A 26,372-nucleotide genomic window follows, 5' to 3' on the forward strand; every position below is an offset into this window, starting at 1 on the left:
CTTTTTATTGAGTTTCAGATTTGGGTTGCCTGTCAGGGACTCTTCGGGGCAAGCCCCCCGATAGCGGTCTGTCAGACAAACTGAAAGCTATCGGCATCCAGGTTCGCCGGAAACCGCGTGCGATACGCCGCCAGTTCAGCCGCGTCCAGGCACACTTGGAAGACCCCGTCCGCCTCCCCCGCACTCAGCAGGCTCTCGCCCTGGAAATCCAGCACCTGGCTATCGCCGGTGTAGGCAAAGCCCTTGCCGTCGGTGCCTACTCGATTCACTGCAGCCACGTAGCACAGGTTCTCGATAGCCCGCGCCGGCAATAACCGGTTCCAATGCTGGCGCCGCGCCCCCGGCCAATTGGCGGTGTACAGCAGCAAGTCAGTGTCCTGGGCATCCCGACTCCACACCGGAAAGCGCAGGTCGTAGCAAATCAGCGGCCGAACACGCCAGCCTTTCAACTCGAACTGCACCTGGCGCTCGCCGGGGGTGTAGTGATTGTGTTCACCGGCCATACGAAACAGATGACGCTTGTCGTAGTGCAGCACCTCGCCATCCGGCCGCGCCCACAACAGGCGGTTGCGGTGGCTGCCGTCGGCGGCCTGGATGATCACGCTGCCGGTGATCACCGCGTTGTACTTCGCAGCCTGGGCCTGGAGCCAATGATAGGTCGGGCCGTTTTCCGGCTCGGCGAGGGTTTGCGAGTCCATGGAGAAACCGGTGGTGAACATCTCCGGGAGCACGATCAGGTCGGCGCCGCGGACCTGCTCCAGCAGCCCCTCGAAATGCTCGAGGTTGGCTTGGCGGTCGTGCCAGGCCAGGGTGGTCTGGACCAGGGCGATATTCAAGTCAGGCAATGCAGTCAGATCACGCATAGTTTTTCAGCCGCTTGTCGCAGCGTCTCCTCGCGCTTGGCAAAACACAGGCGCACCAGGCGCTGGCCTTGCGGTGGGCTCTGGTAGAACACCGAGACAGGGATGGTCGCCACCCCGTGTTCGCGGGTCATCCACAGGGACATGGCGACGTCATCCAGGTCCGGGCGTATTTGTGAGTAATCCACCAACTGGAAGTAGGTTCCGGCCACCCGGGTAAAGCTGAAGCGCGACGGCGCCAGCAGGTCGCAGAACAGATCGCGCTTGGCCTGGTAGAACGCCGGCAGTTCGTCGACGTGCTCCGGGTGTTCGGCCATGAAATCGGCCAAGGCGAACTGCAACGGGGTTACGCCACAGAAGTTGACGTATTGATGCACCTTGCGCAATTCAGCCGTCAGGGCCGGTGGCGCGACCACGTAGCCGGTTTTCCAGCCGGTGACGTGGTAGGTCTTGCCAAAGGAGCTGACCACGAACGCACGCGGGTAGAGCTCTTCATGGGCCAGCACGCTGACGTGGGGCACGCCGTCGAATACCAGGTGTTCGTAGACCTCGTCGCTGACCAGGTAGATATCGCGGTCGCGGATCAGTTCGGCCAACTGGTCCAGCTCGGCACGGCTGATCAGCGCGCCGGTGGGGTTGTGCGGGGTGTTAAGGATGATCATGCGCGTGCGTGGCGACAGCGCGGCCTTGATCTTCTCGAAGTCCAATGCAAAGCCTTGCAGGCTCAATTGCACATGCACGCAGCGGCCACCGGCCAACTCGACCGAGGGCTCATAGCTGTCGTAGCAGGGGTCAAACACAATGACTTCATCACCATTGCGAATCACTGCCTGGATAGCGCAGAAGATCGCCTCCGTGGCACCAGGAGTGATGGTCACTTCGCTGTCGGCATTCACCGTGGCGCCATAACTGCGAGCGATCTTAGCCGCCACTTGCTGACGCAGCACGGGCAGGCCGGTCATCGGCGCATATTGGTTATGACCGAGGGCGATATGTTTGCCCACCCCATCAAGCAAGCCCTGAGGCCCATTGAAGTCGGGAAACCCCTGGGACAGGTTGAGCGCGCCGGTTTCGGCAGCGAGTTGCGACATGGTGGTGAAAATGGTCGTGCCGACATTTGGCAGCTTGCTGGTGATCATGGGAGCCCCCTTCGGGTGAGCTGCAAGTTTTAAGCTGCAAGCTGCAAGCAGGTCAAGCGACAAACCGCCAGGCACAAAAAAGGGCTCCAAAGGAGCCCTCTCTTGCAGCCTGTAGCTTACAACGTGAAGCGGCGGCTATTTCTTGTCGCGGCGCTTCTTGTCGGCCTTCTTGTGGTGAGTCATCAAACGACGCTTCTTGTTCACCTGACGGTCAGTCAGTGTGTTCTTGTTGCCTTCGTATGGGTTCTCGCCACCCTTGAACTCGATACGGATCGGCGTACCGACCAGTTTCAAGACACGGCGGTAGGTGTTTTCCAGGTAACGCACGTAGGACTTGGGCACCTTCTCGATCTGGTTACCGTGGATCACGATAATCGGCGGGTTGGCACCACCCAAGTGGGCGTAACGCAGTTTGATCCGGCGGTTATTGACCATCGGCGGTGCGTGCTCGCCGACTGCATCTTCGAGGATCTGGGTCAGACGGTTGGTCGGCCAGCGGGTGACCGCGGACTTGAACGAGTTCTGTACGGAAGCGTAGAGGTTACCCACACCCGTGCCGTGCAGGGCCGAGATGAAGTGAATATCGGCGAACTCGACGAAGAACAGGCGGCGCTGCAGCTCGATCTTGACGAAATCGCGCTCGCTCGGCGTCATGCCGTCCCACTTGTTGATCGCGATGACCAAGGCCCGACCGGCTTCGAGGGCAAAGCCCAGCAGGTTGAGGTCGTGGTCCACCACGCCTTCGCGGGCGTCCATCACGAAGATCACCACGTTGGCGTCTTTGATTGCCTGCAGGGTTTTCACCACGGAGAACTTTTCAACTTCCTCGTGGATCTTGCCGCGCTTGCGCACACCGGCGGTGTCGATCAGCGTGTACTTCTCGTCGTTACGCTCGAACGGGATGTAGATACTGTCGCGGGTGGTGCCGGGCTGGTCGTAGACGATTACCCGGTCTTCACCGAGCATGCGGTTGACCAGGGTCGACTTGCCCACGTTCGGGCGACCGATGATCGCAATCTTGATACCGTCTTTTTCGCTTGGGCCAGGAATGCGCTTGGCTTCCTCGCCTTCGGCAACGATCTCTTCTTCGCCTTCTTCTTCCTCGGCGTCATCCTTGGGGAAGTCGCGCAGGGCGATTTCCAGCATCTGGGTGATGCCGCGACCGTGGGCACCGGCGACCGGGATCGCGTCGCCAAGGCCCATCGGACTGAATTCGGCACGGGCCGCCTCAGGATCGATGTTATCGATCTTGTTGGCGACCAGATAGGAACGCTTATTGCGCTTGCGCAGGTGCTCGCCAATCATCTGGTCGGCAGCGGTGTAGCCCGCGCGGGCGTCCACCAGGAACAACACGACATCGGCTTCTTCAATAGCCAGCAGCGACTGCTCGGCCATCTTTTCGTCCATGCCATGCTCATCACCGGAGATACCACCGGTGTCGACAATAATGTAGGAGCGCCCTTGCCACTTTGCCTCACCGTATTGGCGATCACGGGTCAGACCGGACAAGTCGCCGACGATGGCGTCACGAGTCCTGGTCAGGCGGTTGAACAAGGTGGACTTGCCGACGTTAGGTCGGCCCACCAGGGCGATTACGGGAACCATGCGGCTCTCCACTTCGTTATTTCAGAAAATACAAAAGCCGCTGCAAGGCAGCGGCTGGTGCTCGGGGCAGCATATTCAAATGCCGCATGCCCCGCCGAAGCGGGGCCGCCTGGGTTTTACCCCAAGCATAGTCAAACCTTTACTTGATGGTCAGGGCTTCCAGCTTGCCGCTGTTACCAAACACATAAAGCATGTTGCCCACGACCAGCGGACGGGCACGAAGGCCATCGCTGTCGATACGCTCACGACCTACAAAACGACCATCCACCTGGCTCAGCAGGTGCAGGTAGCCTTCGAAGTCGCCGACCGCTACGTAGCTGGAGAACACTTCCGGGGCCGACAGTTGACGACGGGCCAGGGAGTCATTGCTCCACAGTGCAGTGGTGGAACGCTCGTCGACACTTTCAACGGTGCCGGACGACAGGCTTACGTAGACGCTGCCAAACCCCTGGGCGACACCGGCGTAGCTGGAAGCATCACGCTGCCAGTTAACACGGCCGCTCTGCAGGTCCAGCGCGGCAACGCGGCCCTGGTAAGTGGCAACGTAGAGGGTTTCACCCGACAGCAGCAAGCCACCGTCGATGTCCACTACGCGATCCAGCTCGGAACGACCTTGGGGGATGGCCACACGGGTTTCCCAGGCCGGCACTCCGTTCCTGGTGTCCAGGGCGACTACTTTACCGGTCGACAGGCCTGCAACGGCCAGATTGTTGGTCACAACCGGACCACTGGTACCGCGAAGGGTCAACACCGCCGGGGTGCTGTCGTACAGCCAACGCTGCTCGCCGGTGCTGGCGTCCAGGCCGATCACACGGTCGTCCTGGGTTTGCACCACGACGATATCGCCGTTGGTGGCAGGCGGTGCGAGGACTTCACTGGTCACGCGAGCGCGCCATTTCTCTTCACCGGTGCTGGAGTCCAGCGCCACGACTTCGCCCTTGAGCGTGCCGAGCATGACCATGCCGTAACCCACGCCTACGGCGCCGGACACGGGCAATTCGAGGTCTTTCTTCCACTTCACGTCGCCGTTCATGCGATCCATGGAGATCACCACGCCGGTCACGTCAGCGGCCACAATGTTGTCACCGTCGATTGCCGGCACCAGCATGTTGTAGGTCTCGCCCTGGCCGTCACCGATGGAGCGGCTCCATTGCTTTTGCAGGACGACTTCTTCCTTGAAGCTGGTCAGCTCGGCCGGAGGCAGTTCTTTTTTACTGTTGCTGCTGCAACCCGCGGCCAGAACGGCCAGAGCCAGCAATGCTGCATGTTTCCAACGGATCACGTCACGCATCCCCTTTGGCCAAGTCGTCCAGCTTGATTTGTAAGCCACCGACCGCCGCTTCATCAGACAGCGCCGCCTTGGCTTTCTTGTACGCAGCATTGGCTTCGTCGGTACGACCCAATTGGACCAACAGGTCGCCCTTGAGCTCTTCGCGAGTGGCTACAAATGCCTTGTCCGCATCGCCGTCGAGCAGTTTGAGTGCTTCGTCAGCCTTGTTCTGTGCCGCCAATACCTGGGCCAGGCGCTGACGTGCGATTTCACCCAGGGTCGGGTTGGTCGGCTTGTCGGCGATGGCCTTGAGTTCTGCGGCGGCGTCATCCAGCTTGCCGGTGTCGACCGCGACTTTCGCGACGAACAGGCTGCCGTATTGGGCGTAGGTGCTACCGCCGAATTCGCTCTTCAGCTTGCCGGCCAGGTCCGCCACTTGCGCTGGGTCGGGCTTGCCGTCCGGCGTCAGGGTGGTTTCCAGCAATTGCTGATAGAGGATCGAGGCGCCCTGGGATTGGTTGGCCTGATACTTTGTCCAGGCTTGCCAGCCGAACACCACCACTAAAGCCAGCAGACCGCCAGTAACCAGGGGCTTGCCGTTACGCTGCCACCAGTCCTTGAACTCGGCCAACTGCTCATCATCAGTACTCGACACCCCAATACTCCTTAATCGCTAAATTCGGCTGTTCGACAGCTTCAACCCTGCACGACGCAGGTGGCCAAGTGCGCGGCGAGCGCATCAAAGGCAATGTTCTGTTGCTCGCCCTGGCCACGCAGGGGTTTGAAACCTATCACTTGCTGGGCCAGCTCGTCATCGCCAAGGATCAGTGCGTACAGTGCACCGCTCTTGTCGGCCTTCTTGAACTGGCTCTTGAAGCTGCCGGCGCCGGCATTGATCTGCAGGCGCAGGTTCGGCAACTGGTCACGTACTTTTTCGCTCAAGGCCAGGGCGGCCAGTTCGGCGGCCTCGCCAAAGGCGCACAGGTACACGTCCACCTGTCGGGATATTTCTTCCGGAACCTGTTCCAGGGTTTCCAGCAGCAGGATCAGCCGCTCGATGCCCATGGCAAAACCTACGCCGGTGGTCGGCTTGCCGCCCATCTGCTCGACCAGGCCGTCATAACGGCCGCCCGCACACACGGTGCCCTGGGCGCCGAGCTTGTCGGTGACCCACTCGAACACGGTCTTGCTGTAGTAATCGAGGCCACGCACCAGCTTCGGGTTGATCAAGTAGGGAATACCGGCCGCATCCAGACGAGCCTTGAGGCCCTCGAAGTGCGTGCGGGACTCGTCGTCCAGGTAGTCGGCCATTTTCGGCGCGTCGACCAGTACGGCTTGCGTGTCGGCGTTCTTGGTGTCCAACACACGCAACGGGTTGGTTTTCAGACGGCGCTGGCTGTCTTCGTCCAACTTGTCCAGGTGGGCGGACAGGAATTCCACCAGGGCTTCGCGGTAGCGGCCCCGGGATTCGCTGGTGCCCAGGCTGTTGAGCTCAAGCTTGACCGCATCGCGGATACCCAGCATGCCCCACAGGCGCCAGGTCAGCACGATCAGCTCGGCATCGATGTCCGGGCCGTCGAGATTGAAGACTTCCAGGCCGATCTGGTGGAACTGGCGATAACGGCCTTTCTGTGGGCGCTCGTGGCGGAACATCGGACCGATGTACCACAGCTTCTGCGGCTGGCCGCCACCGGTGAGGCCATGTTCGAGCACGGCGCGCACGCACGCGGCGGTACCTTCCGGACGCAAAGTCAGGGAGTCGCCGTTACGGTCTTCAAAGGTGTACATCTCTTTTTCGACGATGTCGGTCACTTCACCGATGGAGCGCTTGAACAGCTCGGTGAACTCAACGATCGGCATGCGGATCTGCTTGTAACCGTAGTTATCCAGCAGGCGCGCGACAGTGCTCTCGAAGTAGCGCCACAGCGGCGTTTGCTCCGGCAGGATGTCGTTCATGCCACGAATGGCTTGCAGAGACTTGCTCACATCAAATCCTTAAATTCGTTCTTAGCCGCGTGCGATCAGCGCTGCGTCAGCGGCGACCTTTTCGGCCGCTTTCTCGCGGATCAACTTTTCCAGCTGATCCACCAGATTGTCATTCGTTAACTTCTGCGACGGCTTGCCGTCGATGTAAATCAGGTTCGGTGTGCCGCCAGTCAAGCCCACATGGGCTTCCTTGGCTTCACCCGGGCCGTTGACCACACAACCGATCACTGCAACATCCAGCGGGACCAGCAGGTCTTCGAGGCGCAACTCCAGGTCGTTCATGGTTTTCACCACGTCGAAGTTCTGCCGCGAGCAGCTCGGGCAGGCAATGAAGTTGATGCCGCGGGAACGCAAACGCAGGGATTTGAGAATGTCGTAGCCGACTTTCACTTCCTCTACCGGGTCTGCCGCCAACGAGATGCGGATAGTATCGCCAATCCCTTCGGCGAGCAGCATACCGAGACCCACCGCAGATTTCACTGTGCCTGAGCGCAAACCGCCGGCTTCGGTGATGCCCAGGTGCAACGGTTGCACGATTTCCTTGGCCAGCAGGCGGTAGGCTTCGACCGCCATGAACACGTCGGAGGCCTTTACGCTGACCTTGAAGTCCTGGAAGTTCAGGCGTTCCAGGTGTTCAACGTGGCGCAGTGCAGACTCGACCAGCGCTGCGGGGGTGGGCTCGCCGTACTTCTTTTGCAGGTCTTTTTCCAGGGAGCCGGCGTTGACGCCGATGCGGATCGGGATCCCGCGATCACGGGCAGCGTCCACCACGGCGCGCACACGGTCTTCACGACCGATGTTGCCCGGGTTGATGCGCAGGCAATCGACGCCCAACTCGGCCACGCGCAGGGCGATCTTGTAGTCAAAGTGAATGTCGGCAACCAGCGGCACCTTGACCAGCTGCTTGATGCGACCGAACGCCTCGGCAGCATCCATGTCCGGGACGGATACCCGCACGATGTCTACCCCGGCCGCTTCCAGACGGTTGATCTGGGCAACGGTGGCGGCAACATCATTGGTGTCGCTGTTGGTCATGCTCTGTACCGCGATGGGGGCATCGCCACCCACTGGCACCGAGCCAACCCAGATCTTGCGCGATACGCGACGTTTGATTGGAGATTCGCCGTGCATGACTATTGTCCCAACTTCAGGCGAGCGGTCTCGCCAGTGGTGAACGGCGCTACGTCTACAGGCTGGCCGTTGTAGGCCACTTGCGCGCCACGGGCAAAGCCCAGACGCAGCGTCAAAGGAGGCTTGCCGCCAAGGTCGAGCGTATCTCCCTTACGCTTGAGACCACTGGCCAGCACTTTGCCATTGCCGTCGGTGACTTGCGTCCAGCAGTCAGCAACGAAGGTAATTTGTACACGCCCGTCACCGGCGATCAACGCTGGGGTGGTGGGTGGTGAAATCGCCGGGGCTGCCGGAGCGGCTGGCGCCGTAGTCGCTGGCGCCTGGGCTGGAGCGGCCGGTGTATGGGCCTGGGCAACCGGGGCTGCTGGCGTGTGAGCTGGCTCGGCCGGTGTGACTGGGTTCGGTACGGCAACTGTCGGGGCCTGGGCAGTTTCCGGTTCGGACTGCTCGACGGTGGCCGGGGTTTCAGGGGCAGCCTGGCCTTGGGCAACGGCCTGGTCTTCCGGCTCATCCAGCGGATGAATCTGGGTGGTGCCGTCGGCGCTCTCGACTTCGACGTGCTCCATGGCGTTGCTGGTCATGTCTTTGCTGCGCTGGGACGCCTGGTCTTGCCACCAGACAAAACCGCCGCCGATCACGGCGATCAGCAACAACAGGCTGACAATTCGCAAAATCGTGTGGGAAACCCGCACCGGCTCTTCGATGCGACCCAAGCCATGCACATTGCTGCCCTGGGAGTCGGTACCGGTGAATTGATCGAATTGCTGGACCAATACGGTCTGGTCAATGCCCAACAGCTTGGCATAGGCGCGGATATAGCCGCGGGCGAAGGTATGCCCAGGCAGCTTGTCGAATGCGCCGGCCTCAAGGTTCCCCAGGGAGGTGGTGGTCAAATTGAGCTTGAGGGCCACTTCCGCCAGCGACCAACCATTGCTTTCGCGGGCCTGACGCAAAGTGTCGCCTGGGTTTACGCGATTAGCTGCTACAACTTCCGGGTGCGCCGCTTTCATCATTGCTCCGACAGGTATTGCTGATATTCCGGCGTACCGGGATAGAGTCGTTCGAGTTGCTGGCCAAAACGTGCGGCCGTGTCATGTTCTTCATGAACCGTCGCCAGGCGCACGCCGAGCAATAGACTACGTGCATTTTGCCCGCTGAGCAGGCTAAAACGCTCGTAATAGTCACGTGCCGGCACATAATGCCTGTCTTCGTAAGACAACTCAGCCATTTCGAGCAGCGCTCGTGGCTGATGGCCGTTCAAGTGCAGGGCTTTTTTCAACTGCTGGCGTGCGCTGTCGCGCTGGCCGAGGCGCATTGAGGTCACCCCAAGGTTCTCGAACACCCGCGAGCGCTCAGGATAGAGGGTATCAGTACTGGCTTGCTGGAAATAAAGGGCTGCCTGGTCATACCGCTTTTGCTCGAACAGGAAGCTGCCGTAATTGTTCAGCAGCCGCGGGTCGGCAGGCCTTGCGGCCAGGGCTTTGTTGAAATACCGGTCAGCCAGTTGAGGCTCGGCCTGGGCCTGGAACACCAGGGCCAGTGCGGCATTGGCATCGGCATCGTCGCTGTCCAGCTCAAGGGCCTTTTTCAACGGCACCTTGGCCTGTTCGCTCATGCCTTGTCGCAGGTAACCCAACCCCAGTTGCACATAGGCAACTCGCGCCTCGTCACGGCCCTTGCCGGTTTGCAACGGGCTGTCATGGCCCGATGAAACACAACCGGCCACGAGACCGGTAACAAGCAGAAGCAGCGCAAGGCGCAAGGGCATAGAGATCCTCTCTCAGGTTCGATTCACAGCGCTTTGCGGCATATCGTCGGCAGCGCTCAGTTCGCGCACCGCAATATAACGTTCGCTGCGACGGGTGCGGTCCAGCACCTGTCCTACCAATTGGCCACAGGCGGCGTCGATGTCTTCACCACGGGTGGTGCGAACGGTCACGTTGTAGCCAGCCTGGTGCAGTTGATCCTGGAAACGGCGTATGGCGTTGTTGCTCGGCCGCTCGTAACCAGAATGTGGAAACGGGTTGAACGGAATCAGGTTGATCTTGCACGGGGTGTTCTTGAGCAGTTCGATCATCTCGACCGCGTGCTCGACCTTGTCGTTGATGTCCTTGAGCATGGTGTACTCAATGGTCAGAACGCGCTTCTCGCCCAAGGTCGCCATATAGCGCTGGCAAGATTCGAGCAGCATCTTAAGCGGATACTTCTTGTTGATCGGCACCAATTGGTTACGCAATGCGTCATTGGGTGCGTGCAGCGACAACGCCAGGGAGACGTCGATGTGCTTGGCCAGCTCATCGATCATCGGTACCACGCCGGAGGTCGACAGGGTCACGCGGCGCTTGGAGATGCCGTAGCCCAGGTCGTCCATCATCAGGTGCATGGCCGAAATGACGTTGTCGAAGTTCAGCAGCGGCTCACCCATGCCCATCATCACCACGTTGGTGATGGCACGGTCGACGGTCGCCGGGACGCTGCCAAAGGATTTGTTGGCAATCCACACCTGGCCGATCACTTCGGCGGCGGTGAGGTTGCTATTGAAGCCTTGCTTGCCGGTGGAGCAGAAACTGCAGTCCAGGGCACAACCTGCCTGGGACGAAACGCACAAGGTGCCGCGCTTGCCCTGGGGAATATACACGGTCTCGACGCAGCTGCCGGACGCCACGCGCACCACCCATTTACGGGTGCCGTCGCTGGAGATGTCCTCGCTGACCACTTCGGGGCCACGCACTTCAGCAATGGTCTTGAGCTTGTCGCGCAGGGCCTTGCTGACGTTCGTCATGGCGTCGAAATCATCGACGCCAAAGTGGTGAATCCATTTCATTACCTGACCGGCACGGAAACGCTTCTCCCCGATTGAGTCGAAGAATTTTTCCATTTCCTGTTGAGTCAGACCCAGCAGGTTGGTTTTTACAGTCGATGTCGTCATGGATTCACCCTCACTCTTTAAGCCGATGCTTAGCGAGTGGTTACTTCAGTAGCTGCGAAGAAGTACGAGATTTCGCGAGCAGCAGCGGCTTCGGAGTCCGAACCGTGTACAGCGTTGGCGTCGATGGAGTCAGCGAAATCAGCACGGATGGTGCCGGCAGCTGCTTCTTTAGGGTTGGTAGCGCCCATCAGCTCACGGTTCAGAGCGATGGCGTTTTCGCCTTCCAGAACCTGAACAACAACAGGACCGGAGATCATGAAGGCAACCAGGTCGCCGAAGAAGCCACGAGCGCTGTGCTCAGCGTAGAAGCCTTCAGCTTCAGCCTTGGACAGTTGCTTGAGTTTCGAAGCTACAACCTTCAGGCCGGCTTTTTCGAAACGAGTGGTGATCTCGCCGATGACGTTTTTTGCAACAGCGTCAGGCTTGATGATGGAGAAAGTACGTTGAACAGCCATGGTGTAACTCCAGAAACGGTAATTTACGAAAAATTAAACCCGCGAATTATACGCGGGTTCTTAGGTATTGCCTAACTGCGTAAGGGAGGCGTCAGTCCTGTTCTTCTTTCCAGGCCGTCTGGATAGCTTCCAGAACCTTTTCGCCACCGCGATCGCGCTCATCATCAAAGCCTGGCAAGGCCATGACCATGTCACGCAAAGCAACAAAATTCAGGGAATAGGGATCCATATCCGGGTTGCCGTCGGCCAACAGGATAGCGATCTCTTGTACATCAACCCATTTAAGACTCATGACACTTCCTTGAATCAGTGCGGCGCTTCGGCAGCATGATTGAGCGAATATTTCGGAATTTCGACGGTGATGTCTTCAGTCCCAACCTTAGCCTGACAGCTTAGGCGAGAAGTGGCTTCCAGGCCCCAGGCGCGATCAAGAAAGTCCTCTTCCAGCTCATCGGCCTCTTCCAGGCTATTGAAGCCTTCGCGAATGATGCAGTGGCAGGTGGTGCAGGCGCACACACCACCACAGGCACTTTCGATCTCGATGTGGTTGTCATGGGCTACTTCGAGGATGGACTTGCCGGTCTCAGCCTCAACAACCATACCGTCCGGGCAATGCTCGGCGTGTGGCAGAAAAATGACCTGCGGCATTAATTATTCCTCGATTTCATTCAGGTTGCGCCCGGCCAGTGCGGCTTTCACCGTCTGATCCATGCGGCGGGCGGCAAAGGCGTCAGTGACCTGCGACAAGCGCTTGGTCTGTTGCTCGATGGCGTAACCATCGTTGCCTTTCATCAGTTCGGCCAGTTCCTGCATCTGCAGGTCGATGACCATGCGCTCTTCAGCATCCAGCAGGCGCTCACCGTCGGCGTCAAGGGCGCCCTGCACTGCTTCGAGCAGGCGTTGGGCATCCACTTGTTGCTCACGCAGTACGCGCGCGACCTTGTCGTCACCGGCGTATTGGAACGAGTCCTTGAGCATCTTGGCGATTTCGCCGTCAGTCAGGCCGTAGGACGGCTTGACCTGGATGCTCGCTTCAACGCCCGAACCCAACTCACGCGCGGCTACGCTGAGCAGGCCGTCGGCATCGACCTGGAAGGTCACGCGAATCTTCGCCGCACCCGCAACCATGGCCGGGATGCCGCGCAATTCAAAGCGTGCCAGGGAGCGGCAGTCGCTGATCAGTTCGCGCTCGCCTTGCAGCACATGAATCATCATGGCCGTCTGGCCATCTTTGTAGGTGGTGAAGTCCTGGGCACGGGCGACGGGGATGGTGGTGTTCCGTGGAATCACCTTCTCCATCAGCCCGCCCATGGTTTCCAGCCCCAGGGACAGCGGGATCACGTCAAGCAGCAGCAGTTCGCCGCCATCGCGCTTATTGCCGGCCAGGGTATCGGCCTGGATGGCGGCACCAATGGCAACCACCTGGTCCGGGTCGATCTCTGTCAGCGGCTGGCGGCCAAAGGCTTCGGCAACGGCTTCGCGAACCCTTGGCACACGGGTGGAACCGCCGACCATGACCACAGCAACGACATCTTCCAGCTCGACACCGGAATCACGCACGGCGCGACGGCAGGCTTTCAGACTGCGGGCGACCATCGGCTCGATCAACGAATCGAAGGCTTCACGAGTCAGCTGGGCGCACCAACTGCCATAGGAAACTTCAACAGAAGCTGCGTCAGTCAGGGCCTCTTTGGCGGCACAGGCCGCTTGCAGTAAATTACGCTGCTCGCCCGGATCCAGGTCAGCGGACAAGCCAGCGCTGCTGATGATCCAACCCGCGATGGCATGGTCGAAGTCATCGCCGCCCAGCGCTGTATCGCCACCGGTAGCCAGTACTTCGAACACACCGCCGGTCAGGCGCAGGATCGAAATATCAAAAGTGCCACCACCCAGGTCGTAAATGGCGACCAGGCCTTCTGCGTGCTGGTCCAGGCCATAGGCCACGGCCGCAGCAGTCGGCTCGTTGAGCAGGCGCAATACATTCAGGCCAGCGAGCTTCGCCGCGTCCTTGGTGGCTTGGCGCTGCGCATCGTCGAAATAGGCCGGAACCGTAATCACCGCACCGACCAGCTCGCCGCCTAACGTGGTTTCCGCGCGCTGGCGCAACACCTTGAGGATATCCGCCGACACTTCCACCGGGCTTTTCAGACCCTGGACGGTGTCGATGAACGGCATATGGGATTCGCCACCGACAAAGCGGTACGGCAGTTGGTCGCCCAATTGCTTGACGTCGGACAGACCACGACCCATCAAGCGCTTGACTGACAGCACGGTGTTCAAAGGGTCGGTAGACGCCGCCAGCTTGGCCGATTCGCCCACTTCGGTGCGATCAGCGTGATAGCGCACGGCGGACGGCAGGATCACCTGGCCATCAGCGTCGGGCAGCGGCTCGGACAGGCCGCTGCGCAAGGCAGCAACCAGGGAATTGGTGGTGCCCAAGTCAATCCCCACCGCCAGGCGACGCTGGTGCGGTTGAGGGCTTAGACCGGGTTCGGCGATTTGCAGTAGGGCCATGGTAATCAGGTCTTATCTGTCTATCAGGCGTGCATCACGGACAGCACTGGGTTAATCGTCGAGGCGCTCTTCTAGCTGGCGCACTTCGTAGGTGAGCTTGTCGAGGAACTGCATGCGCCGCATCAGGCGTTCGGCCTGTTCACGTTGCGCTGCATCATCCCAACAGGCTGCGAAGCTTTCGTTGAGCTCATCCTGGGCAACTTTCAGACGACGCTTGAAGACCGCAACACCCGCCACATCGGCTTCGTCCTGCAAGTCTTCTAGCTCTTCACGCCACTGCATCTGCTGCATCAGGAAGTCCGGGTCGTGCACGGTCACTTCCAGCGGCAACTCGCCACCATTCATCGCGAGCAAGTAACGCGCGCGTTTAGGAGGACTCTTGAGCGTCTGATAGGCTTCGTTGAGGCTGGCCGATTGCTCCAGCGCCAGGCGTTGCTCACGCTCGGAAGCGTCAGCGAAGCGGTCCGGATGCACCCCACGCGCCAATTCTCGATAGCGCGTGGCAAGCTGCTCGAGGTCCAGCCGAAAGCTCGGCTGCAGCTCGAATAAAGCGAAATGACAAGGAGTGCCCACAAATAGCCTCAGATGTTGAAGCTTTCGCCGCAGCCACATTCGCCGCGTACGTTGGGGTTGTTGAACTTGAAGCCTTCGTTCAACCCTTCCTTGACGAAATCAAGCTCGGTGCCGTCCAGGTAGGTCAGGCTTTTAGGGTCGATGATCACTTTCTCGCCGTGACTTTCGAACACCTGGTCTTCCTCAACCACCTCGTCGACGAACTCCAGCACATAGGCAAGGCCGGAACAGCCCGTGGTGCGAACACCCAGACGAATCCCCTCACCTTTACCGCGCCCATCCAGGGAGCGTCGCACGTGCCGCGCAGCCGCTTCTGTCATGCTGATAGCCATCGTTGACTCCTTACTCGTCGCCAAATGCTTAGATCAAGCCTTTCTTCTGCTTGTAGTCGCGAACGGCCGCCTTGATGGCGTCTTCAGCAAGCACGGAGCAGTGGATTTTCACTGGCGGCAGGGCCAGTTCTTCGGCCAGTTGGGTGTTGCTGATAGTCACAGCCTCATCCAGGGTCTTGCCTTTCATCCATTCGGTCGCCAGGGAGCTGGAGGCGATGGCCGAACCGCAGCCGTAAGTCTTGAACTTGGCGTCTTCGATAACGCCAGCGTCGTTGACCTTGATCTGCAGGCGCATCACATCGCCGCACGCCGGAGCGCCAACCATGCCGGTGCCGACATCAGGGTCTTCCGCGTCCATCTTGCCGACGTTGCGCGGGTTTTCGTAGTGGTCGATGACCTTTTCGCTGTAAGCCATGGTACTGAATCCTCACTCATCAGGGCCGCTCTGGAACCCTGTAGAAACGCCTGCGTTTTCCGCCACGTTCCTACAGAGCTTGGGTGGCGGCTTCTATAGTTAGTGTGCCGCCCACTCGATCTTGGAAATATCGACACCGTCTTTGTACATGTCCCACAGCGGCGACAGGACGCGCAGCTTGTTGACGGCTTCGCAGACTTTCTGCGCGGCGTAGTCGACTTGCTCTTCGGTGGTGAAGCGGCCGAACGTAAAGCGGATCGAGCTGTGCGCCAGTTCGTCGTTGCGGCCCAGGGCGCGCAGTACATACGAAGGCTCAAGGGATGCCGAGGTGCAGGCCGAACCGGACGAAACCGCCAGGTCCTTGAGCGCCATGATCAGCGACTCGCCTTCGACGTAGTTGAAGCTCAAATTCAGGTTGTGCGGTACACGGGCGGTCATGCTGCCGTTGATGTACAGCTCTTCAAGGTTCTCGACCTGCTTGTAGAAGCGATCGCTCAGGGCCTTGATACGTACGTTTTCGGCAGCCATGTCTTCCTTGGCTACGCGGAAGGCTTCGCCCATGCCGACGATCTGGTGAGTCGCCAGGGTGCCCGAACGCATGCCGCGCTCGTGACCGCCGCCGTGCATGGTCGCTTCGATGCGCACACGTGGCTTGCGGCTCACGTACAGGGCGCCGATGCCTTTAGGGCCGTAGGTCTTGTGGGCCGAGAACGACATCAGGTCGACTTTCAGTTTCGACAGGTCGATATCAACCTTGCCGGTGGACTGAGCAGCGTCGACGTGCAGCAGGATACCCTTGGAGCGAGTCAGCTCGCCGATGGCCGCGATGTCGTTGATGGTGCCGATTTCGTTGTTCACGTGGATCACGGAAACCAGGATGGTGTCTTCACGCAGCGCGGCTTCGATCATGGCCGGGGTGACGATACCGTCGGTGGTTGGCTCGAGGTAAGTGACCTCGAAACCTTCACGCTCCAGTTGGCGCATGGTGTCGAGGACAGCCTTGTGCTCAATCTTGGTGGTGATCAGGTGCTTGCCTTTGGTCGCGTAGAAATGCGCCGCGCCCTTGATAGCCAGGTTGTCGGATTCGGTAGCACCGGAAGTCCAGACGATTTCACGCGGGTCAGCGCCAACCAAGTCAGCGACCTGGCGACGAGCGTTCTCGACCGCTTCCTCGGCTTTCCAGCCGAACACATGGGAACGGGAGGCCGGGTTGCCGAAGTTTCCGTCGACCAACAGGCATTCGCTCATCTTTTGCGCGACACGCGGATCAACCGGGGTGGTCGCTGAGTAATCAAGGTAAATCGGCAATTTCATGGACTTTCTCCTAAATCAGGCTGGCTGGCGTGCCGTTAGCTCTTCGGCTGTCACTCGACGGCGGACGCTTCGATCTTGTCCAGACGCGGCGCCTTGGTATTGCAACGGCGCTGGTCCTGACGCTGGGCTACTTCTTGCACCTCACGGCGAGTCACAAGATCAGCCAAGCTGATACCACTCAAAAACTCATGGATCTGCAGGCTCAAGTCACACCACAAGTGGTGCGTCAGGCAGGTGTCGCCAGCGTGGCAATCACCCAGGCCCTGGCATTTGGTCGCATCGACGGACTCGTTGACCGCGTCGATCACCTGGGCTACCTGGATGCCCTGCATGTCGCGGGACAGCTGATAGCCGCCGCCCGGCCCACGTACGCTGGAGACCAGATTGCTGCGGCGCAATTTGGCGAACAACTGCTCAAGGTAGGACAGGGAAATGCCTTGGCGCTCGGAGATATCGGCCAGGGACACCGGCCCAGTTTGCGCGTGCAAGGCCAGGTCAAGCATGGCGGTCACCGCGTATCGGCCTTTTGTAGTCAGTCTCATGGACAAGTACCAAGGTGTTTCAGAATGGGAGCAAGTATGCGATTCCCGAGTATTTAAGTCAACTATAAGACCTAGTACTTTAGTCAGGATTACCCGCAAAAAGGGCGCGCGAATCATAGCAGGATGGGGTGGGGACGAACAGCGGGAACAAGGCCGAGCAGAAATTCCGAGACCAATGGAGATCAAAATGTGGGAGGGGGCTTGCCCCCGATAACGGTGGATCAGTCAATATATTGGGTGACTGACAGATGGCCATCGGGGGGCAACTCCTCTTCCACATGGGCTTTGCAGCGAATGTAAGATCTCAGCCAGCTTTGGTGGCGGGCTCACTCTTGATCTCGGCAAAGTCCTCTTCGCGCAGCTCCGGCAAATCTTTCGCACAGTAGCTGCTGCCCAGCTCCTTCAGCGCGCCGCACATACCGTCCAACTTGCCATCCACCGCCTGCAGGTGGTCAAGCAACTGGCCGATGGCGCGCGCCACAGGGTCGGGCATGTCTTCGCTGACACCGTAGGCATCGAAGCCGATTTTCTCGGCCATGGCCTTGCGCTTGGCTTCCTGCTCATCGCCCACTTCCGGCTTGACGATGATCCGCCCCGGAATACCCACCACGGTGGCGCCGGCCGGCACGGCCTTGGTCACCACGGCGTTGGAGCCGACTTTGGCGCCAGCGCCTACCGTGAACGGACCAAGCACCTTGGCACCCGCGCCCACCACCACGCCATTCTCCAGCGTCGGGTGGCGCTTACCCTTGTTCCAGCTGGTACCACCCAGGGTCACACCCTGGTACAGGGTCACGTCATCACCAATTTCGGCAGTCTCGCCAATGACGATGCCCATGCCGTGATCGATAAAGAAGCGACGCCCCACCTTGGCACCCGGATGAATCTCGATCCCGGTCAACCAGCGACCGAAGTTCGACACCAGCCGCGCCAGCCATTTCCAGCCCATATTCCACAAGGCACCAGACAGGCGATGGATCCAGATCGCATGCATGCCCGGGTAGCAGGTCAGCACTTCAAAGGCGTTGCGCGCCGCCGGGTCACGATGGAAAACACTCTGGATATCTTCTCGCAAACGCTCGAACATTTTTAATCCTTCCGCTTAAGAAGCTCGCCACGGGCCGCTTTCTGGGTTTCCGTGAGGATGCCACGCAATATATTCATTTCCGCCCGGCTGACCGAGCTGCGCCCGTACAGGCGGCGCAGGCGCGCCATCAAGTGCCGCGGTTTTTCCGGATCGAGGAATTCGATGGCCACCAGGGTTTGCTCCAGGTGCTCATAGAACCGCTCCAGCTCGTCCATGGTGGCCAACTCACCACTTTTGGTCGACGCCACTTCATCCTTCTCTACCTTGCTCGGCTGACCTTCAGCGGCCAGCCAGGCCATGCGTACTTCGTAACTCAACACCTGCACCGCTGCCCCGAGGTTCAGCGAGCTGAACTCAGGGTCTGATGGAATGTGCACGTGGTAATGACATCGCTGCAGCTCTTCGTTGGTCAGGCCGGAATCTTCACGGCCAAACACCAAGGCGATTTCAGCGCCTCCTGCCGCCTCCTCCACTACTTTGGTACCGCACTCACGCGGATCCAGCAGCGGCCAGGGGATGCGGCGGTCACGGGCACTGGTACCAAGCACCAGGTTGCAGCCGACCAAGGCGTCCTCCAGAGTGGCGACGACCTGGGCTTTTTCGAGGATGTCATTGGCACCGGACGCACGGGCATCGGCCTCGTGGTGCGGGAACACGCGCGGCTCGACCAGCACCAGGCGCGTCAGCCCCATGTTTTTCATGGCTCGCGCCACCCCGCCGATATTGCCGGGATGACTGGTATTGACCAAGACGACACGAATGTTTTGCAGCAAGGGAGGCGCTCTCGGACATGGGAAAAGGGAGCAAATCTTACAGAACAGCCTAAGGTTATGCCATGAAAGCTAACGTCGTCCTTCACCTGAAGAAAGTTTCTGCTAGAATGCTCGGCTTTCTTTAACAACCTTAGGTGACACATCCATGCAGCCCATGCTGAATATCGCGCTGCGCGCCGCCCGCAGCGCCAGTGAATTGATCTTCCGCTCCATCGAGCGCCTGGATACCATCAAGGTCGACGAAAAAGACGCCAAGGATTATGTATCCGAGGTGGATCGCGCCGCCGAACAGAAAATCATCGACGCGCTGCGCAAGGCCTACCCTACCCACGGCATCCTCGGAGAAGAAACCGGCCTGCACAAAGGCAGCGGCGAAGGCGAAGACTACCTGTGGATCATCGACCCACTGGACGGCACCACCAACTTCCTGCGTGGCATCCCACACTTTGCTGTCAGCATTGCCTGCAAATACCGTGGCCGCCTGGAACACGCCGTTGTACTGGACCCGGTTCGCCAGGAAGAATTCACCGCTAGCCGTGGCCGTGGCGCCCAGCTGAACGGTCGTCGCCTGCGCGTCAGCGGTCGCACCAGCCTGGACGGCGCCCTGCTGGGTACCGGCTTCCCGTTCCGTGACGACCAGATGGACAACCTGGAAAACTACCTGGGCATGTTCCGCGCCCTGGTTGGCCAGACCGCAGGCATTCGTCGCGCTGGCGCAGCAAGCCTGGACCTGGCTTACGTAGCTGCCGGTCGTTTTGATGCGTTCTGGGAGTCGGGCCTGTCCGAGTGGGACATGGCTGCGGGCGCCCTGTTGATCCAGGAAGCAGGCGGCCTGGTGAGCGACTTCACCGGCGGTCATGATTTCCTGGAAAAAGGCCACGTAGTTGCCGGCAACACCAAATGCTTCAAGGCAGTACTGACGGCGATCCAGCCGCACCTGCCGGCTTCGCTGAAGCGTTAAGCGAGCGAGCAAAAAAAAGCACCCTTAGGGGTGCTTTTTTATGCCTGGGATTTCATGCGGGCTTAAATACCAGTAAGCCCCCTCCCACACTTTGAATTGAACCAGGCCTTGGAATTACGGCTGGTTCTGGCCCAGAACGAGACGCCCTTCCTTGTCGACTGGAATCTGGCCGCCCGGATCACGATCCATGCGCACCGAACCTTCCTTGCCATCCAAGGTGTAACGCACGTCGTAGCCGACTACCTTGTCGCTGATGTCATTGACGGTGTTACAGCGAGTCTGGGTGGTGGTGTAGGTATCACGGTTCTGCATACCTTCCTGAACCTTGTTACCGGCGTAACCACCACCGACCGCACCGGCTACGGTGGCCAGCTTCTTGCCGTTACCGCCACCGACCTGGTTACCCAACAGGCCACCAGCAAGTGCACCAACCACGGTACCAACGATCTGATGCTGATCCTGCACCGGCTTCTGCCGGGTTACAGCGACGTCCTTGCAGACCTCGCGAGGCGTTTTAATCTGGGTTTTCACCGGCTGCACCGCCAGCACTTGCGCATACTCAGGGCCGCTCTTTACCAGGCTGTAGGTGGCAACAGCACCCCCGGCAGTCACACCGACAGCACCCAATACCGCACCAACCAGTAACGACTTGTTCACGTTGAACCTCCTGACCATCACAAACGGACCGAAAGATCCGCGCTATACCCAGCCTTGGAGCAAAAAAAAAGGCACGAGTTCAATACTCGTGCCTTCTTTGTAACAGCAGATCAACAAGCGTCCATCAAGGGCGGTCGTCGACCTCCTTGCCGGTAGCAGCAGGAGGGATCAAGTCTTCGCTGTTGAGGTTCAGCCAGATCAGCACCACGTTGGCGATGTAGATCGACGAGTAGGTACCCGCCAGGACGCCGATGAACAGTGCCAGGGAGAAGCCCCACAGGTTGTCACCACCGAAGATCATCAGCGCCGCGATCGCCAGCAAGGTGGAGATCGACGTCGCCATGGTCCGCAGCAGGGTCTGGGTGGTGGAGATGTTGATGTTCTCGATCAGCGACGCCTTGCGCAGCACGCGGAAGTTCTCACGAACCCGGTCGAATACCACAATGGTGTCGTTGAGGGAGTAACCAATGATCGCCAGCACGGCCGCCAGTACGGTCAGGTCGAAGGTGATCTGGAAGAACGCCAGGATACCCACGGTCACGATCACGTCGTGGATCAGCGACACAATGGCGCCGACACCGAACTTCCACTGAAAGCGGAAAGCCAGGTAGATCATGATGCCGACCAGCGCCATCAGCATGCCGAGGCCGCCCTGGTCGCGCAGCTCTTCACCCACTTGCGGGCCCACGAACTCGACGCGCTTAACTGACGCCGGGTTGTCGCCACCGACCTTCTGCAAGGCTTCAGCTACCTGGTGACCCAGTTGCGGGTCTTCGCCAGGCATGCGCACCAGCAGGTCGGTGGTCGCACCGAAGCTCTGCACGATGGCTTCGTGATAGCCAGCCTTGACCAGCTCTGTGCGCACCAGGGTGACGTCGGCCGGCTTCTCGTAGGTCAGCTCAATGAGCGTACCGCCGGTGAAGTCCAGACCGTAGTTCAGGCCCTTATGGAACCAGCTGAACAACGCCAGAACGGTAAGGAGCACGGTGACGCCGAACGCAATGTTGCGAACGCCCATGAAGTTGATTGTACGTAACATGGCAGCCCCTTAAATCCACAACTTCTTGAAGTCACGCCCGCCAAAGATCAGGTTGACCATTGCGCGGGTCACCATGATGGCCGTGAACATCGAGGTAAAGATACCGAGGGACATGGTTACCGCAAAACCTTTGACAGGGCCGGTGCCCATGGCAAAGAGAATCCCGCCGACCAGCAATGTGGTCAGGTTGGAGTCGAGAATCGCGGTAAATGCCCGGCCGAAGCCTTCGTTGATTGCACGCTGCACGGTCATGCCGGCGGCGATCTCTTCACGAATCCGCGAGAAGATCAGCACGTTGGCGTCTACCGCCATACCCATGGTGAGTACGATACCGGCGATACCTGGCAGGGTCAGCGTAGCGCCCAGCAGCGACATCAGGGCCAGCAGCATCACCATGTTGCCCGCCAGGGCCACGGTGGCAATGATGCCGAAGAAGCGGTAGATGGCGATGATGAACAGCGACACGAACAGCATGCCCCACAAGGCCGCGTCGATACCCTTGGTGATGTTGTCGGCACCCAGGCTCGGGCCGATGGTACGCTCTTCAGCGAAGTACATCGGCGCGGCCAGGCCACCGGCACGCAGCAACAGAGCCAGCTCCGAGGATTCGCCCTGGCCGTTCAGGCCGGTGATGCGGAATTGAGCACCCAGCGGCGACTGGATGGTCGCCAGGCTGATGATCTTCTTCTCTTCCTTGAAGGTCTGCACCGGTACGTCTTTCTCAACGCCGTTGACCATTTGCTTGGTGTAGGTGGTCACCGGGCGCTGCTCGATGAAGATCACCGCCATGCTGCGACCAACGTTGCTGCGCGTGGCGCGGCTCATCAGTTCGCCACCATGGCCATCCAGGCGGATGTTCACTTCAGGGCTACCGTGCTGCGAGTCGAAACCAGCCTTGGCGTCAGTTACCTGGTCACCGGTTATGATCAAGCCACGCTCGATCAGCGCTGGAGGACGGTTGCCTTCACGGAACTCGAACTCTTCGGAAGTCGCACGGGAAGCACCCGGCTCAGCCGCGAGACGGAATTCCAGGTTGGCGGTTTTACCCAGGATACGCTTGGCTTCAGCGGTGTCCTGCACGCCCGGCAGCTCAACCACGATGCGGTTGGCGCCCTGACGCTGAACGATCGGCTCGGCCACACCCAACTCGTTGACGCGGTTACGTACCGTGGTCAAGTTCTGCTTGATGGAATATTCGCGGATTTCTGCGATTTTGGCCGGGCTCATCGCCAGACGCAGTACAGCCTGACCATTCAGGTCGGCCGGTACGATGTCGAAATCGTTGAAGTTCTTGCGGATCAGCGCACGGGCCTGTTCGCGGGTGGCTTCGTCAGAGAAGCCAAGCTGGATGGCACCGTTGAGCTGCGGCAGACTGCGATAGCGCAGCTTCTCTTTACGCAGCAAGCTCTTCACGTCGCCTTCGTAGACTTTCAGGCGAGCATCGAGAGCTTTGTCCATGTCGACTTCCAGCAGGAAGTGCACACCACCGGACAAGTCCAGGCCCAGCTTCATCGGATGCGCGCCAATGTTGCGCAACCACTGTGGGGTGGTCTGTGCCAGGTTCAGCGCAACGACATAGTCGTCACCCATGGCCTTGCGTACGACATCTTTTGCCGGCAATTGGTCTTCTTGCTTGGTCAGGCGCAACAACCCGCCCTTCGCACCAGCTGCCAATGTTGCCGCTTTAACCTGGATACCCGCGTCGGTCAGTGCCTTGCTCGCGCGTTCCAGATCAGCCTGGTTGACCTGCAGGGAAGTGCTGGCGCCAGTGATCTGGATCGCCGGGTCATCAGGGTAAAGATTGGGAGCGGAATAAATAAAACCGATCGCCAGCACCGCCAGGATCAGTAGGTATTTCCACAGAGGGTATTTGTTCAGCATCACGCCGCCCGCTTATAACGCGGGGCGCCTTGCGCGCCCCGTCGATTGGTAAAGGTTGGAACTTAGATCGCTTTGAGCGTGCCTTTTGGCAGCGTGGCGGCGATGGCGCCCTTCTGGAACTTCATTTCCACGGTGTCGGAGACTTCCAGAACCACGAAAGCATCGGAAACCTTGGTGATCTTGCCCGCGATACCGCCGGTGGTCACAACTTCGTCGCCTTTCTGCAGGCTGCCCAGCAGGTTCTTCTGCTCTTTGGCACGCTTGGCCTGTGGACGCCAGATCATCAGGTAGAAGATGACAAGGAAGCCGACCAGGAAAATCCACTCGAAACCACCGCCCATAGGGCCGGCAGCAGCAGGCGCAGCGGCGTCAGCCATGGCGTTAGAGATAAAAAAGCTCATTTAGCACTCCAGTTGCAAATAGTGAATCTTAGGGTCGGAAAACTTAGTCCAAGGGCGGCACAGGGAGCCCGCGCTTGGCATAGAAGGCATCGACGAAGGCGGCCAATGTACCCTGTTGAATAGCCTCGCGCAAACCAGCCATCAGGACTTGGTAGTGACGCAAATTGTGGATGGTATTCAACATGCTACCCAGCATTTCCCCGCATTTGTCCAGATGGTGCAGATAAGCACGGGAGAAGTTCTGGCAGGTGTAGCAATCACAGGTGGGATCCAGCGGCGAATCATCATGGCGATGGAACGCGTTACGGATCTTGAGCACGCCTGTATCGATGAACAGATGCCCATTGCGGGCATTACGGGTTGGCATCACGCAATCGAACATGTCCACACCGCGGCGCACACCCTCTACGAGATCTTCGGGTTTGCCAACGCCCATAAGGTAACGAGGTTTGTCAGCGGGCATCAGGCCTGGCAGGTAGTCCAGTACCTTGATCATCTCGTGCTTGGGTTCGCCCACCGACAAACCGCCGATGGCCAGGCCGTCAAAGCCGATTTTGTCGAGGCCTTCCAGCGAGCGTTTGCGCAGGTTTTCATGCATGCCGCCCTGCACGATACCGAACAGCGCAGCGGTGTTATCACCATGTGCGTTCTTCGAGCGCTGGGCCCAACGCAGCGATAGCTCCATGGAAATCCGCGCAACGTCCTCATCAGCAGGGTACGGTGTGCACTCGTCGAAAATCATCACGATGTCAGAACCCAGGTCGCGTTGCACCTGCATCGACTCTTCCGGGCCCATGAACACTTTGGAACCGTCCACGGGTGAGGCGAAGGTCACGCCCTCCTCCTTGATCTTGCGCATGGCACCCAGGCTGAACACCTGGAAACCACCCGAGTCCGTAAGGATCGGGCCTTGCCACTTCATGAAGTCATGCAGGTCGCCATGCTTCTTGATCACCTCTGTGCCCGGGCGCAGCCACAGGTGAAAGGTGTTGCCGAGGATGATCTCGGCACCGGTGGCGACGATGTCACGCGGCAGCATGCCTTTGACGGTGCCGTAGGTGCCCACCGGCATGAATGCCGGGGTCTCTACCGTACCGCGCGGAAACGTCAGGCGGCCGCGACGGGCTTTGCCGTCGGTGGCGAGCAATTCAAACGACATACGACTCATAGTTGTTCCTCTGGGCCGCGCGGCGCCGGATTACGGGTGATAAACATCGCATCACCGTAGCTGAAAAAACGGTATCCATTGTCGATGGCTGCTTTATACGCCGCCATTGTTTCGGGATAACCCGCGAAGGCCGACACCAGCATCAAGAGCGTGGATTCGGGCAAATGGAAGTTGGTGACCAGGCAATCGATCACATGGAACGGCCGGCCTGGATAAATAAAGATATCGGTGTCGCCACTGAACGGTTTGAGCACGCCATCACGCGCCGCGCTCTCAAGGGAGCGCACGCTGGTGGTGCCCACCGCAACCACCCGCCCGCCGCGCGCCTTGCAGGCGTTAACCGCGTCCACGACGTTCTGGCTGACTTCCAGCCATTCGCTGTGCATATGGTGGTCTTCGATGTTATCCACACGCACCGGCTGAAACGTGCCGGCCCCCACGTGCAGGGTCACATAGGCTGTCTCGACGCCTTTGGCAGTGATCGCATCCAGCAGCAACTGGTCAAAATGCAGCCCGGCAGTCGGCGCGGCAACCGCACCGAGGCGCTGGGAGTAGACCGTTTGATAGCGTTCACGGTCCGAGTCTTCGTCCGGGCGGTCGATATAAGGAGGCAACGGCATATGGCCGACGCGCTCCAGCAACGGCAAAACCTCTTCGGCGAACCGGAGTTCGAACAGCGCATCATGACGCGCCACCATCTCGGCTTCACCGCCACCCTCGATAAGGATGCTCGAACCCGGTTTCGGCGACTTGCTGGAGCGTACGTGGGCCAGCACACGATGGCTGTCCAACACTCGCTCCACCAGAATTTCCAACTTGCCGCCGGATGCTTTCTGGCCAAACAGGCGCGCCGGGATTACCCGGGTATTGTTGAACACCATCAGATCGCCCGGACTCAAATGCTCAAGCAAATCAGTGAATTGACGGTGTGCGAGGGTACCGCTGGCCCCGTCCAGGGTCAGCAGTCGACTGGCGCGACGCTCGGCCAAAGGGTGGCGAGCAATCAGCGAATCAGGGAGTTCAAAAGTAAAGTCAGCAACGCGCATGATGGGGTTCGTCTAGCAGGGCCGGGAAGTCTAGCGGAAATAGTGAAAATAGACCATGAAACGTGATTGACCAACGGTAATCTCATCTCTATACTTCGCCGCCATTGAGCCCTGATGGCGGAATTGGTAGACGCGGCGGATTCAAAATCCGTTTTCGAAAGGAGTGGGAGTTCGAGTCTCCCTCGGGGCACCATTTGCAGTACATAGACGACTACCAGCGTCTACGTAACACCCCTAGAGCCCGCTAACTGCGGGCTTTTTGGTCTCTGGGGTTCCACCCCCATCTCTTGCAAG

28 protein-coding genes and 1 tRNA gene are annotated in these 26,372 nt (G+C 59.4%); 2 read left to right on the forward strand and 27 right to left on the reverse strand.

The features are described from left to right. Positions 1-71: 71 nt before the first annotated feature. From HCF10_RS07595 to trmJ, 21 genes are all read right to left on the reverse strand, one after another. The gene (locus HCF10_RS07595; RefSeq protein ID WP_167655179.1) at positions 72-863 is read right to left on the reverse strand and encodes an amidohydrolase; all 792 of its coding nucleotides are present in this window, start codon (positions 861-863) and stop codon (positions 72-74) included. After that, the gene (locus HCF10_RS07600) at positions 851-1,999 is read right to left on the reverse strand and encodes a pyridoxal phosphate-dependent aminotransferase (protein ID WP_167655180.1); all 1,149 of its coding nucleotides are present in this window, start codon (positions 1,997-1,999) and stop codon (positions 851-853) included. Before HCF10_RS07600 ends, HCF10_RS07595 begins: the two co-directional genes overlap by 13 nt. A 135-nt stretch (positions 2,000-2,134) precedes the next feature. Continuing rightward, positions 2,135-3,604, reverse strand: a complete 1,470-nt coding sequence (gene der, locus HCF10_RS07605) for a ribosome biogenesis GTPase Der (RefSeq protein ID WP_053135513.1) — start codon at positions 3,602-3,604, stop codon at positions 2,135-2,137. A 139-nt stretch (positions 3,605-3,743) separates the two neighbouring features. Beyond that, positions 3,744-4,895, reverse strand: a complete 1,152-nt coding sequence (gene bamB, locus HCF10_RS07610; RefSeq protein WP_131697989.1) for an outer membrane protein assembly factor BamB — start codon at positions 4,893-4,895, stop codon at positions 3,744-3,746. Next, the gene (locus tag HCF10_RS07615) at positions 4,888-5,529 is read right to left on the reverse strand and encodes a YfgM family protein (protein WP_131697990.1); all 642 of its coding nucleotides are present in this window, start codon (positions 5,527-5,529) and stop codon (positions 4,888-4,890) included. The genes bamB and HCF10_RS07615 overlap by 8 nt, the downstream gene beginning before the upstream one ends. Positions 5,530-5,570: 41 nt before the next feature. Next, positions 5,571-6,860 (reverse strand): histidine--tRNA ligase, encoded by a 1,290-nt coding sequence (gene hisS / locus HCF10_RS07620; RefSeq protein WP_167655181.1) that lies wholly within the window; start codon positions 6,858-6,860, stop codon positions 5,571-5,573. A 21-nt stretch (positions 6,861-6,881) separates the two neighbouring features. After that, positions 6,882-7,991 (reverse strand): flavodoxin-dependent (E)-4-hydroxy-3-methylbut-2-enyl-diphosphate synthase, encoded by a 1,110-nt coding sequence (gene ispG, locus HCF10_RS07625; RefSeq protein ID WP_034115889.1) that lies wholly within the window; start codon positions 7,989-7,991, stop codon positions 6,882-6,884. Positions 7,992-7,993: 2 nt separating this feature from the next. Beyond that, on the reverse strand, positions 7,994-9,001 hold the full coding sequence (locus HCF10_RS07630; RefSeq protein WP_167655182.1) for a RodZ domain-containing protein: 1,008 nt from the start codon (positions 8,999-9,001) through the stop codon (positions 7,994-7,996). Continuing rightward, a complete protein-coding gene (gene pilW / locus HCF10_RS07635; protein ID WP_167655183.1) occupies positions 9,001-9,759 on the reverse strand; it encodes a type IV pilus biogenesis/stability protein PilW in 759 nt (252 codons plus the stop codon). Before pilW ends, HCF10_RS07630 begins: the two co-directional genes overlap by 1 nt. 12 nt (positions 9,760-9,771) lie before the next feature. Next, positions 9,772-10,920 (reverse strand): 23S rRNA (adenine(2503)-C(2))-methyltransferase RlmN, encoded by a 1,149-nt coding sequence (rlmN, locus tag HCF10_RS07640; RefSeq protein WP_131697993.1) that lies wholly within the window; start codon positions 10,918-10,920, stop codon positions 9,772-9,774. A 29-nt stretch (positions 10,921-10,949) separates the two neighbouring features. After that, entirely contained in the window at positions 10,950-11,375 is a 426-nt protein-coding gene (gene ndk, locus HCF10_RS07645) for a nucleoside-diphosphate kinase (RefSeq protein ID WP_017846179.1), read from the reverse strand. A gap of 91 nt (positions 11,376-11,466) precedes the next feature. Further along, the gene (gene iscX, locus HCF10_RS07650; RefSeq protein ID WP_017846180.1) at positions 11,467-11,667 is read right to left on the reverse strand and encodes a Fe-S cluster assembly protein IscX; all 201 of its coding nucleotides are present in this window, start codon (positions 11,665-11,667) and stop codon (positions 11,467-11,469) included. 14 nt (positions 11,668-11,681) lie between these two features. Next, positions 11,682-12,023 (reverse strand): ISC system 2Fe-2S type ferredoxin, encoded by a 342-nt coding sequence (gene fdx, locus HCF10_RS07655; RefSeq protein WP_003175958.1) that lies wholly within the window; start codon positions 12,021-12,023, stop codon positions 11,682-11,684. Positions 12,024-12,026: 3 nt separating this feature from the next. After that, positions 12,027-13,889, reverse strand: coding sequence for a Fe-S protein assembly chaperone HscA (hscA, locus tag HCF10_RS07660; protein WP_131697994.1), 1,863 nt, complete (start codon positions 13,887-13,889; stop codon positions 12,027-12,029). Between the two features lie 51 nt (positions 13,890-13,940). Then, positions 13,941-14,462, reverse strand: coding sequence for a co-chaperone HscB (hscB, locus tag HCF10_RS07665; protein WP_027605413.1), 522 nt, complete (start codon positions 14,460-14,462; stop codon positions 13,941-13,943). A gap of 8 nt (positions 14,463-14,470) precedes the next feature. After that, entirely contained in the window at positions 14,471-14,794 is a 324-nt protein-coding gene (gene iscA / locus HCF10_RS07670; protein ID WP_048722793.1) for an iron-sulfur cluster assembly protein IscA, read from the reverse strand. Between the two features lie 28 nt (positions 14,795-14,822). Next, positions 14,823-15,209, reverse strand: coding sequence for a Fe-S cluster assembly scaffold IscU (iscU, locus tag HCF10_RS07675; RefSeq protein WP_028617851.1), 387 nt, complete (start codon positions 15,207-15,209; stop codon positions 14,823-14,825). A 99-nt stretch (positions 15,210-15,308) separates the two neighbouring features. Continuing rightward, entirely contained in the window at positions 15,309-16,523 is a 1,215-nt protein-coding gene (locus HCF10_RS07680; protein ID WP_017530022.1) for an IscS subfamily cysteine desulfurase, read from the reverse strand. A gap of 50 nt (positions 16,524-16,573) precedes the next feature. Next, on the reverse strand, positions 16,574-17,065 hold the full coding sequence (gene iscR, locus HCF10_RS07685; RefSeq protein ID WP_003194020.1) for a Fe-S cluster assembly transcriptional regulator IscR: 492 nt from the start codon (positions 17,063-17,065) through the stop codon (positions 16,574-16,576). A 304-nt stretch (positions 17,066-17,369) separates the two neighbouring features. Further along, positions 17,370-18,152, reverse strand: coding sequence for a serine O-acetyltransferase (gene cysE / locus HCF10_RS07690; RefSeq protein WP_131697995.1), 783 nt, complete (start codon positions 18,150-18,152; stop codon positions 17,370-17,372). A gap of 2 nt (positions 18,153-18,154) precedes the next feature. Next, complete coding sequence (gene trmJ, locus HCF10_RS07695) at positions 18,155-18,925, reverse strand: tRNA (cytosine(32)/uridine(32)-2'-O)-methyltransferase TrmJ (protein WP_003210307.1); 771 nt, start codon at positions 18,923-18,925, stop codon at positions 18,155-18,157. Positions 18,926-19,070: 145 nt separating this feature from the next. Between trmJ and suhB the strand changes: the two genes are divergently transcribed. Next, on the forward strand, positions 19,071-19,886 hold the full coding sequence (suhB, locus tag HCF10_RS07700) for a type III secretion system regulator SuhB (RefSeq protein ID WP_003175971.1): 816 nt from the start codon (positions 19,071-19,073) through the stop codon (positions 19,884-19,886). A 114-nt stretch (positions 19,887-20,000) separates the two neighbouring features. On the opposite strand, the gene HCF10_RS07705 is transcribed toward suhB, so the two are convergent. The 6 genes from HCF10_RS07705 to queA form a co-directional block, all read right to left on the reverse strand. After that, the gene (locus HCF10_RS07705; RefSeq protein ID WP_131697996.1) at positions 20,001-20,543 is read right to left on the reverse strand and encodes a glycine zipper 2TM domain-containing protein; all 543 of its coding nucleotides are present in this window, start codon (positions 20,541-20,543) and stop codon (positions 20,001-20,003) included. Positions 20,544-20,667: 124 nt separating this feature from the next. Continuing rightward, positions 20,668-21,582, reverse strand: a complete 915-nt coding sequence (secF, locus tag HCF10_RS07710; RefSeq protein WP_131697997.1) for a protein translocase subunit SecF — start codon at positions 21,580-21,582, stop codon at positions 20,668-20,670. Positions 21,583-21,591: 9 nt separating this feature from the next. Next, the gene (gene secD / locus HCF10_RS07715; RefSeq protein ID WP_131697998.1) at positions 21,592-23,463 is read right to left on the reverse strand and encodes a protein translocase subunit SecD; all 1,872 of its coding nucleotides are present in this window, start codon (positions 23,461-23,463) and stop codon (positions 21,592-21,594) included. A gap of 62 nt (positions 23,464-23,525) precedes the next feature. After that, positions 23,526-23,864: a preprotein translocase subunit YajC gene (yajC, locus tag HCF10_RS07720; RefSeq protein WP_003175975.1), complete on the reverse strand. Its 339-nt coding sequence runs from the start codon at positions 23,862-23,864 to the stop codon at positions 23,526-23,528. A gap of 43 nt (positions 23,865-23,907) precedes the next feature. Further along, on the reverse strand, positions 23,908-25,023 hold the full coding sequence (gene tgt, locus HCF10_RS07725) for a tRNA guanosine(34) transglycosylase Tgt (protein WP_167655194.1): 1,116 nt from the start codon (positions 25,021-25,023) through the stop codon (positions 23,908-23,910). Positions 25,024-25,028: 5 nt separating this feature from the next. Then, entirely contained in the window at positions 25,029-26,078 is a 1,050-nt protein-coding gene (gene queA, locus HCF10_RS07730) for a tRNA preQ1(34) S-adenosylmethionine ribosyltransferase-isomerase QueA (protein WP_167655184.1), read from the reverse strand. A 108-nt stretch (positions 26,079-26,186) separates the two neighbouring features. Between queA and HCF10_RS07735 the strand changes: the two genes are divergently transcribed. Further along, positions 26,187-26,271: transfer RNA gene (locus HCF10_RS07735), tRNA-Leu, on the forward strand. The last annotated feature ends 101 nt before the right edge of the window (positions 26,272-26,372 follow it).

Origin of the sequence: Pseudomonas sp. B14(2022) (assembly GCF_012030485.1) — a bacterium.
Taxonomy (GTDB): Bacteria; Pseudomonadota; Gammaproteobacteria; order Pseudomonadales; family Pseudomonadaceae; genus Aquipseudomonas.

What these genes read in the sequence shown, in the direction of transcription:
- HCF10_RS07595 (WP_167655179.1), bottom strand. Translation starts at nt 863, where the DNA reads ATGCGTGATCTGACTGCATTGCCTGACTTGAATATCGCCCTGGTCCAG.
- HCF10_RS07600 (WP_167655180.1), bottom strand. Translation starts at nt 1,999, where the DNA reads ATGATCACCAGCAAGCTGCCAAATGTCGGCACGACCATTTTCACCACC.
- der (WP_053135513.1), bottom strand. Translation starts at nt 3,604, where the DNA reads ATGGTTCCCGTAATCGCCCTGGTGGGCCGACCTAACGTCGGCAAGTCC.
- bamB (WP_131697989.1), bottom strand. Translation starts at nt 4,895, where the DNA reads ATGCGTGACGTGATCCGTTGGAAACATGCAGCATTGCTGGCTCTGGCC.
- ispG (WP_034115889.1), bottom strand. Translation starts at nt 7,991, where the DNA reads ATGCACGGCGAATCTCCAATCAAACGTCGCGTATCGCGCAAGATCTGG.
- HCF10_RS07630 (WP_167655182.1), bottom strand. Translation starts at nt 9,001, where the DNA reads ATGAAAGCGGCGCACCCGGAAGTTGTAGCAGCTAATCGCGTAAACCCA.
- pilW (WP_167655183.1), bottom strand. Translation starts at nt 9,759, where the DNA reads ATGCCCTTGCGCCTTGCGCTGCTTCTGCTTGTTACCGGTCTCGTGGCC.
- rlmN (WP_131697993.1), bottom strand. Translation starts at nt 10,920, where the DNA reads ATGACGACATCGACTGTAAAAACCAACCTGCTGGGTCTGACTCAACAG.
- ndk (WP_017846179.1), bottom strand. Translation starts at nt 11,375, where the DNA reads ATGGCTGTTCAACGTACTTTCTCCATCATCAAGCCTGACGCTGTTGCA.
- iscX (WP_017846180.1), bottom strand. Translation starts at nt 11,667, where the DNA reads ATGAGTCTTAAATGGGTTGATGTACAAGAGATCGCTATCCTGTTGGCC.
- fdx (WP_003175958.1), bottom strand. Translation starts at nt 12,023, where the DNA reads ATGCCGCAGGTCATTTTTCTGCCACACGCCGAGCATTGCCCGGACGGT.
- hscA (WP_131697994.1), bottom strand. Translation starts at nt 13,889, where the DNA reads ATGGCCCTACTGCAAATCGCCGAACCCGGTCTAAGCCCTCAACCGCAC.
- iscA (WP_048722793.1), bottom strand. Translation starts at nt 14,794, where the DNA reads ATGGCTATCAGCATGACAGAAGCGGCTGCGCGGCACGTGCGACGCTCC.
- iscU (WP_028617851.1), bottom strand. Translation starts at nt 15,209, where the DNA reads ATGGCTTACAGCGAAAAGGTCATCGACCACTACGAAAACCCGCGCAAC.
- HCF10_RS07680 (WP_017530022.1), bottom strand. Translation starts at nt 16,523, where the DNA reads ATGAAATTGCCGATTTACCTTGATTACTCAGCGACCACCCCGGTTGAT.
- iscR (WP_003194020.1), bottom strand. Translation starts at nt 17,065, where the DNA reads ATGAGACTGACTACAAAAGGCCGATACGCGGTGACCGCCATGCTTGAC.
- cysE (WP_131697995.1), bottom strand. Translation starts at nt 18,152, where the DNA reads ATGTTCGAGCGTTTGCGAGAAGATATCCAGAGTGTTTTCCATCGTGAC.
- suhB (WP_003175971.1), top strand. Translation starts at nt 19,071, where the DNA reads ATGCAGCCCATGCTGAATATCGCGCTGCGCGCCGCCCGCAGCGCCAGT.
- secF (WP_131697997.1), bottom strand. Translation starts at nt 21,582, where the DNA reads ATGTTACGTACAATCAACTTCATGGGCGTTCGCAACATTGCGTTCGGC.
- secD (WP_131697998.1), bottom strand. Translation starts at nt 23,463, where the DNA reads ATGCTGAACAAATACCCTCTGTGGAAATACCTACTGATCCTGGCGGTG.
- yajC (WP_003175975.1), bottom strand. Translation starts at nt 23,864, where the DNA reads ATGAGCTTTTTTATCTCTAACGCCATGGCTGACGCCGCTGCGCCTGCT.
- tgt (WP_167655194.1), bottom strand. Translation starts at nt 25,023, where the DNA reads ATGTCGTTTGAATTGCTCGCCACCGACGGCAAAGCCCGTCGCGGCCGC.
- queA (WP_167655184.1), bottom strand. Translation starts at nt 26,078, where the DNA reads ATGCGCGTTGCTGACTTTACTTTTGAACTCCCTGATTCGCTGATTGCT.